This window comes from Campylobacter showae CC57C, assembly GCF_000344295.2.
Classification (GTDB): domain Bacteria; phylum Campylobacterota; class Campylobacteria; order Campylobacterales; family Campylobacteraceae; genus Campylobacter_A; species Campylobacter_A showae_B.
Window position 1 is genome coordinate 20,614 of record NZ_AOTD01000118.1, and the last position, 6,499, is coordinate 27,112.

Consider the following 6,499-nt stretch of genomic DNA (forward strand, 5'->3'; position numbering starts at 1 on the left):
AAATTTTACTCCGCAAATACCGTAAGTCCAGATATTCGCAGTTTGCCTTCGAGTTCGTATTCGTAAATTTTATCGCCGAATTTTGCTAAGGCCGCATCGAGACTCGCGCCGTTTTTACAAAATTTTATCACCTCGTCCTCTTGCACAGGTGCGGGTTTACCGCCGAAACGAAGCGCAAAGGCGTCAAAATCGTTTATCAAATTTGCCGCGCCGCTAGCTAGTAGCTCGTTTGTCCCATCGCTCTCGCCTAGGCGCTGAGGCAGCGTAAATATCGGCACGCCAAGCTCCTTTGCCATGCGCGCGCTTTGCATCGAGCCGCTTTTAGCGTCGGCCTGTGCGACGACTAGAGCCTGCGAGAGCGCGACTACGATGCGGTTTCGCTCCAAAAATCTATACGCAAGCGGCGGCTCGTCAGGGGCGTATTCGCTAAGAGCCAGCGCGTTTTGATAGATTTCTTTGATGATTTTGGCGTTGCTTGGCGGGTAGATTTTGTTTAGTCCATTGCCAAAAACCGCGATAGTATGCGGATATGCGCCCTTGTGTGCGGCGATATCTACGCCGATGGCCGCACCACTAACTACGCAAACGCCGCTGTTTGCTAGCGTCCTAGCTAGCGCCTCTACGCACTGCCTGGTGTAAGCGCTTGCCTTTCTGGAGCCTACGATCGAGACCATCGGACGCTCAAGCAGGGCTAAATTTCCCTCAAAATAGAGCTTTTGCGGTAGCTTTTTTAGACGCGAAAGTCCGCTAGGAAGCTCGGTTAAGACGTTCAAAAAAGATCCTTTAAATAGACGACTTCGACCTCTTGCAGGAGTTTTGCACTTTCTTGCAGGACTTCGATCGTGTTTTTGTGCGGATGGCCGATCGCGATGGCGTATGAGCGCTTTTTAGCCAGCTCGACGGCGTATTTTAGCTGCTTTCGCACCGCCGCTTTTGAGCCGTCGTGATCCAAAAATACGTCGCGCGCGATGTATGGCATCGAGTATTTTTTCGCTGCGCCGTAAACCTTGGTCGGCGAAGTCGTCTTACTATCGACGAATATCAAATTTTCGTCCCGCATCGCCCGCATCATCCTATCCATCGCGGCCGCATCGCTCGTAAATCGGCTGCCCGTGTGGTTGTTGATGTATTTTAGATTTGGAAAGTCTCGCTTGATACTTTGCAGTTTTTTTGCAATCTTTTCATAGTCGTCGTCGACCGCGAGAGTGCCGATCTCAGCGCCCTTAAAGCCGCCTAGAGCCTGCATAGGCAAGTGAATCATATAAAAGCTAAAACGCCGCGCCAAAACAGGCGTCTCGGGGTGGGCGGAAGTAGCTGGGAAAAAGGACGGCGTGAGCTTTAGATTTACCGCTTTTATCGCGTCTGCCTGGTGCTTGTACGCCACGTCGTCAATGATGATGACTAGGCGCGGTTTGTAGCCGGCTTTTACGGCTGCCTTTACCTCGTTTGTCTCGGTCGCGCTTTTTTTATCCGTCTTTTTTGTGTCTGCAAATTTGGCTTTTTCGTCTTTTTTAGGCTTTTCTTTTTCTATTTTTTCTTGCTCGTTTTGCTCGGCGCTTTGCGGCGCATTTTCGGCGTCAAATTTTACTTCAACCTGCCCCACCTGATCGTTTGCGGTATCTTTTGCGTCGCTAAATTCAATATGGATTTTTTCTTTTTTTAGCGCTTGCTCGAGGGGGTTATTTTGCGCCTGCGACATAGGCGTATCGTCAAAGATCACGGCTTCGGAATTTGCAAAAATATGCGTTCTTTGAGGCGCTTGATAGCCATCAAATTTAACGTTATCGCCGCTATTTTGAGCGGATTTAGCAGGCTTGTTTTTAGAGCTTAAATTTGTCAAATTTAACTCGCCGACCTTTTTAGCGCTCGTTTCGCCAAGCTCCGAAGTGTCGCGGGATGCTAAATTTACGCTCTCGGGCGAGATTTTATCTTTAGTTGCAGGCGCGCCCTGCGCGCTTTTATCAAATTTAGCCTGCTCGTTTGTCAAATTTTGACCGTTTTTCTCTTCGGCTCTAGCTTTTTCGCCGCCGATTTTTATTTTACCTTTAGCATCCGCCTCGTCAAAAAGTGCCTTTATATCGGTTAAATTTGCTCTCGAGTGCACGCCTAAGGCGGCTTGCGCGTCTTTTATGGTGACTTTTTCAGAGCTGTTTGAGGCCGAAAGGCTTGGTTTATGGTTTAAATTTTGCTTTTGATCAGGCTCGCTTTTATCGCCGAAATACCGCTCGATTTTAGCTATCAGCGCATTGTCGCTTTTAACCTTTACCCTGACATCCAGCAGATAAAATGCCCCTGCAATCAAGATACAGGCGATGAGAAAAACGGAAAGTAGTAGCTTTAGGCCGCCGCGCGAGCGCCCCTTTTTGGAGCGCCTTTTCGCGGCTTTTTTTCTAGGTTTCGAGTTCAATTAATTTTTGCTTTGGTCGATGAGTTTGCCCGCGCTTATCCAAGGCATCATGGAGCGTAGTTTTTTGCCGGTTTGATTTAGCAGACTTCTCTCTGCGATGCCGCGCTCTGCGTTCATACGCACGTATCCAGCCTTGCGCTCTAGGATAAAGTCTTTTGCAAATTTACCGTTTTGGATCTCTTTTAGGATTTCTTTCATTGCTTTTTTGCTATCTTCGCCGATGACGCGCGGACCGCTCACGTAGTCGCCGTATTCTGCGGTGTTTGAGATAGAGTAGCGCATATCCGCCATGCCGCCTTGGTACATTAGATCCACGATTAGTTTTAGCTCGTGCAAGCACTCAAAATACGCCATCTCAGGCTCGTATCCGGCATCTACTAGCGTCTCAAAGCCCGCGTTTACCAGCGCACAAAGTCCGCCGCAAAGTACCGCCTGCTCGCCGAAAAGATCGGTTTCAGCCTCGTCTTTAAATGTAGTTTCTATGATGCCCGTTCTGCCGCCGCCGATCGCGCTAGCGTAGCTTAGAGCTAGTTCTTTGGCTTTTCCGCTTGCGTTTTGCTCTACGGCGATTAGATCAGGGATGCCGCCGCCTCGGACAAATTCGCTTCTTACCGTATGGCCCGGCGCTTTTGGAGCGATCATGATGACGTCGATGCCTTCAGGAGCTTTGATCTGTCCGAAATGCACGTTAAAGCCGTGTCCAAAAGCTATCGCGTCGCCGTCGTTTAAATTTGGCTTTATATCTCTTTCAAAAATTTCGGCTTGAAGCTCGTCGGGAGTCAGTATCATTATGACGTTTGCGGCCTTTGCCGCTTCGGCTACGGTTTTTACCTCAAAGCCCTTTGCTTCGGCTTTCGCCCAGCTTTTGCCGCCCTTTGCTAGACCCACGATCACCTTTACGCCGCTATCTCGTAAATTTTCAGCGTGCGCGTGTCCTTGCGAACCAAAACCTATCATCGCTACGGTTTTGCTTCTAATCAAGCCCAAATCGCAATCTTTGTCATAGTAGATACTTACAGCCATCTTCTCTCCTCTTAAAAAATTTGTGAGATTATACTACCTAAACACTGAAACAAACTTGACTTTAAGTTTTTTAAAAAGCCTTTTAGTGTAGAATTAGCGATTATAAAATCTCGATATGAAGTGGGAAAAATGAACGAATCAATCTATAAACACATAAAGGCTCTTCCGCCGCTTGACGACACAGTCGTAAAAATCCAAGCCATTTGCAGAAACGAAAATAGCTCAATGAACGATCTATCCCAAGTCGTCGAAAAAGATCCGATGCTAACGGCAAACGTCTTACGCTCCGCAAACTCTCCTCTTTACGGATTTAGTAGAGAGATAACGACCGTTTCTAGAGCAGTGGCGCTGTTTGGCATGGCGACGGTTCGCGGTTTCGCCCTATCAAGCGCGGTCAAAAAAAGCTTTAAGATAAATTTGGATCCTTACGGCATCACAAACCAAGATTTCTTAAATATATCCATGATACAAAACGCATTGATGTACAACTGGTACTCAAAAATAAACGCTAGCGATCTTGCGATTCTAAGCCCTGCTTCGTTTATGCTTGAAGTCGGCAAAATCGTCATCTCTAACGAGCTAAATGAAACCGGCAAGGCGGCCGAATTTAAGGCAAATTTGAAAAATATCTCAAATCCTTTCGACCTATCCGAGCTCGAAAACAAAATCGTCGAGATTTCAAACGAAACCGTAACGGCTAAAATTTTCGAGCAATGGAATCTAGAGTCTGAGCTAGTCGATGCGATTTTCTATTCAAATAACCCAGACGACGCGCCAGAGCACATAAAAAGCTACTCAAAAGCGCTTAAAGTTGTAAAAAGCGCAGTAAATATATTTAACCAGCTAAACGACGACAATCTACAAAATACGCTAATGTGCCTCGACGAATACGGCTTTGCGCAAGATAAATTCCTAGAAGCCGTCGCAAAAGTCAAAGCGAATTTGTGAAAGAATTTTTAACCAAACTACTTGACGGAGTGAGCGAAAAGGAAGTCGCCTCCTCCGATAAAGAAATCCTACGAAATTTACTAAATTTAAACGCCGTAAGTCACCATAAAGATCGCTACTATCTAAATAACGGCTTTGTCTGCGGCAAACTCGACATAAGCACAAACGGCACGGGTTTTTTGGCGCCTTACGACAAACGCTTTAAGCAAGATATAATAATAGAAAACAAAAATTTAAACGCCTCGCACTATGGCGATATCGTACTCGCAAAGCTTTTGCCATTAAAGAAAAAACGCCAAAGCGCCAAGGTTGTGATAACGCTAAAACTCGCCAACGAAACGAGCGTAGTTTATACCAAGCAAATAGGCTCGGTAATCCTTGGTGTAAACGTAAAAACTGCGCTTAGCTCGCCGCTAAAAGCGTCCCAAAAATCTCTAAAAATGCTGCCGCCCGGTACGCTACTAAAAATCGGCAACCTAAATAACGAAATAGTCGAGGTCATCGGCAACATAAACGACCCGCTCAGCGACGAGAAAATTTCGCTCGCCGTATTTAACAAAAACGACGAATTTAACGAAGAGTGCGAAGCTGAAGCGATCGCATGGGGCGACGAGGTCGATCCTACGATGTACCCGCAGCGAGCGGATTTGCGGGATTTGCCATTTTGCACGATAGATCCCGTCGATGCAAAAGACTTTGACGACGCGATATATTTTGACGAGAAAAAACGCGAAATTTACGTTGCGATCGCCGACGTGAGCGAATACGTCACGCCATACTCTCCGATAGATGCAGAAGCCAAAACACGCGGATTTTCTATATATTTTCCGCACAAAGCCGTGCCGATGCTGCCGCGAAATTTGAGCGAAAACATCTGCTCGCTCAAGCCAAATACCGCGCGCCTTGCGTTTTGTTTTAAAATCACGATTGACGAAAATGATGAAGTTATAAAAGAAGAGCTCTTAGAAGCCATCATCATCTCACAAAGACGCTTTAACTACGACGAGGTCGATCAAATTTTACGCGGCGAACTCGAGGATGAAGCCGGCTGGATAAAGCCGCTTTTCGCGCTTACCTCGCGCCTACGCAAAAAACGCCTAAAAAATGCATTTGACTTTAGGACGCAGGAGCTTCGCATGAGCCTTGATGAGGGCGGCGGGCTTGCCTCTACGAGATTTGAGACCGATACCGACTCGCACAGACTAGTCGAAGACTGCATGCTGCTAGCCAACGTCGCGGCGGCAAAACGCATCGGCAAAGGCGTTTTTAGAAATCACGGCTCGCCAGATCTGCGAAAAATACAAATTTTACTCGAAGACCTCGGAGCCTGGGCTTTGACTTCGTTTATGAGAGAGATATCGCAAATTTGGTTCGTAAAATCCAAGCGCAGGCCGATGCCGTAGGCAACCGCGAGGAGATAGATAAGCTCATCATAAAATCGCAAAAAAAGGCCGAATACGGCGCACAAAATTTAGGCCACTTCGGACTGGGATTTGAGCGATACACGCACTTTACGAGCCCGATCCGCCGCTACTCCGACCTCACGCTACACCGCCTTTTAAAGGCCAAACTGCGCAACGACGAGAAATTTTTTAACTACCTACTTTTAAATATCGAAGCTACTTGCTCAAATTTAAGCGAACTCGAGCGCGAAGCCGACAGGGTCGCGTTTGACTTTATGGATAGGAAATTCGTGCGCTGGGCGAAAGAGCGCATCGGACAGCGGTTTAACGCCTATATCAGCGAAAATCAAAACGTCGCGGTCGCTAGGCTTGACGACGAGATAAAGGGCGCTAGGATATTTTTGGGCTCGTACTGCGTAAATTTACTACAAAAAGTCATCGTCGAAATCACGGACGCAAATATCGCGACGGCCGAAATTTTCGGCAAGGTAGTAAAGAAAATCGATGTATAGAAAAGAGCTTGAGGCCGCGCTAAATTCGGCTAAATTTCCAAATTATTTTTTGCTTTACGGTGCGGACGAATACCAAATCGAGCTTTTTGCAAAGGAAATTTTAGCCAAATTTAAAGATTTTGAAATTTTGAGCCTCTACTACGACGAGTACGATTTTGACACAGCGCGAGCGCATCTTTGCGAGCCGTCGCTCTTTGGCGGCAGTC

4 protein-coding genes and 2 pseudogenes are annotated in these 6,499 nt (G+C 46.9%); 3 read left to right on the forward strand and 3 right to left on the reverse strand.

The window, feature by feature from the left end; genetic code table 11:
- Positions 1-5: 5 nt before the first annotated feature.
- Genes dprA through ilvC form a run of 3 tightly spaced genes read right to left on the reverse strand, consistent with a single transcriptional unit; the run spans position 6 to position 3,430 of the window.
- The gene (gene dprA / locus H740_RS04540; protein WP_002951823.1) at positions 6-773 is read right to left on the reverse strand and encodes a DNA-processing protein DprA; all 768 of its coding nucleotides are present in this window, start codon (positions 771-773) and stop codon (positions 6-8) included.
- Positions 770-2,407: a divergent polysaccharide deacetylase family protein gene (locus H740_RS04545; RefSeq protein ID WP_002951824.1), complete on the reverse strand. Its 1,638-nt coding sequence runs from the start codon at positions 2,405-2,407 to the stop codon at positions 770-772. The genes dprA and H740_RS04545 overlap by 4 nt, the downstream gene beginning before the upstream one ends.
- Entirely contained in the window at positions 2,408-3,430 is a 1,023-nt protein-coding gene (gene ilvC, locus H740_RS04550; protein WP_002951825.1) for a ketol-acid reductoisomerase, read from the reverse strand.
- A 129-nt stretch (positions 3,431-3,559) separates the two neighbouring features.
- Between ilvC and H740_RS04555 the strand changes: the two genes are divergently transcribed.
- The 3 genes and pseudogenes from H740_RS04555 to H740_RS04565 form a co-directional block, all read left to right on the forward strand.
- Entirely contained in the window at positions 3,560-4,378 is an 819-nt protein-coding gene (locus tag H740_RS04555) for an HDOD domain-containing protein (RefSeq protein WP_002951826.1), read from the forward strand.
- A pseudogene (locus H740_RS04560) lies at positions 4,375-6,293 on the forward strand (RNB domain-containing ribonuclease). The gene H740_RS04555 and the pseudogene H740_RS04560 overlap by 4 nt, the downstream one beginning before the upstream one ends.
- Positions 6,286-6,499: pseudogene (locus H740_RS04565) on the forward strand (DNA polymerase III subunit delta); the annotation flags it as partial. The pseudogenes H740_RS04560 and H740_RS04565, both read left to right, overlap by 8 nt.

What these genes read in the sequence shown, in the direction of transcription:
- ilvC (WP_002951825.1), bottom strand. Translation starts at nt 3,430, where the DNA reads ATGGCTGTAAGTATCTACTATGACAAAGATTGCGATTTGGGCTTGATT.
- H740_RS04555 (WP_002951826.1), top strand. Translation starts at nt 3,560, where the DNA reads ATGAACGAATCAATCTATAAACACATAAAGGCTCTTCCGCCGCTTGAC.